2 protein-coding genes are annotated in these 1,443 nt (G+C 66.3%); one reads left to right on the top strand and one right to left on the bottom strand.

What is annotated here, in order from left to right; translation table 11 throughout:
* Positions 1–1,196 (top strand): flagellin (locus MKK82_RS10330; RefSeq protein WP_243985554.1); only part of this gene is annotated, 1,196 nt, incomplete at its 5' end.
* Positions 1,197–1,343: 147 nt separating this feature from the next.
* Here the strand turns inward: MKK82_RS10330 and MKK82_RS10325 are convergent.
* Positions 1,344–1,443 (bottom strand): integrase core domain-containing protein (locus MKK82_RS10325; RefSeq protein ID WP_243985556.1); only part of this gene is annotated, 100 nt, incomplete at its 5' end.

Here is a 1,443-nt window from a genome sequence, read left to right as displayed (position 1 = left end):
CCGCCACGCGTCAGAACCTGCTCTCGCTGCAGGACACGGCGCAGCTGATGGCGACCACGCAGAACCGCCTCGCCACCGGCAAGACGGTCAACTCCGCCCTCGACAACCCGACCAACTTCTTCACCTCCCAGGCCCTCGACGGCCGCTCCACCAGCCTCAACACCCTGCTGGACGGCGTCTCCAACGGCGTGCAGACCATCCAGGCGGCCAACCAGGGCATCACCTCGATCCAGAAGCTCGTCGACCAGGCCAAGTCGATCGCCAACCAGGCGCTCTCGACCCAGCTCTCCACCGCCGGCACCGCCGCCAACGCCTACAGCGCCAGTTCCGCGTCCTCGACCGTGCTGATGACCATCAACGGCACCTCCGTCTCGGCCTCCATCAACGCCTCCTCCAGCATCTCGGCCACCGTCGCGGCCCTCAACGCCGCGGTCAGCTCGGCCAGCACCACCTCCGGCGGCTCGTTCGGCGCCGGCGCGATCTTCTCCACCGACAGCACCGGCACCAAGATCGTGCTGAATGCCCAGGCCGACGTCGAATTCCAGAACTCCACCAGCCAGACCGCGCTCGGCTTCACCGCCTCCTCGACCACGGCCTCGACCTACGGCACCGCCGCCACCACGGTGGTTAGCAGTGACCTGTCCGTCTCGGGCGTGTCCCAGCGCTCGTCGCTGGCCCAGCAGTACAACAACCTGCTCAACCAGATCACCCAGCTCGCCGGCGATGCCAGCTACAACGGCGTCAACCTCATTGCCGGCAAGGGCAATGACATGAACATCAAGTTCAATGCCAACGGTAGCTCCAATCTGACGGTTGCCTCGGTCGACGCCACGGCCAGCGGCCTGGGCCTGTCGGCGATCACCAACTCGAACAGCTCGACGGGCTCGAACGGCCTGGGCAACTTCCTGCTGAACGCCGACGTGAACAAGACGCTGGCGACGCTGACCTCGGCGGGCAGCACGCTGAACTCGGCGGCGAGCACGCTGGGCTCGAACCTGTCGGTGGTGCAGAACCGGCAGGACTTCTCCAAGCAGCTGATCAACGTGCTGCAGACCGGTTCGGCCAACCTGACGAACGCGGACCTCAACCAGGAGGCGGCGAACTCGCAGGCGCTGTCGACCCGCCAGTCGATGGGCATCTCGGCGCTGTCGCTGGCCAACTCGGCCCAGCAGGGCGTCCTGCAGCTCCTGCGCTAAACATCAGCATCGTCACCGACACGGCGGCCGGGGCACTACCCCGGCCGTTTCCGTTTAGAATGGAGAGCGGTGCCGTACCGGCGATGGGGGCAGACGCATGAACTCAGTGGAGTGCACCCTGTTTGACCGGACAGGCAGCGGGCGGGTTTAGGCACTCCGGCTGAGGTACTCTCGGGGCGAGAGCATGCGCAAGCCGGAGTGCGGGTGGATGGTGTTGTAGTCCTCGAACCAAGCCGGCAGAAGCCGC

The sequence above is a fragment of the Methylobacterium sp. E-046 genome (assembly GCF_022829625.1).
Classification (GTDB): Bacteria; Pseudomonadota; Alphaproteobacteria; order Rhizobiales; family Beijerinckiaceae; genus Methylobacterium; species Methylobacterium longum.
The sequence above is the reverse complement of the archived record's forward strand: the minus strand, read 5'-3'. Positions and strand labels throughout refer to the sequence as shown.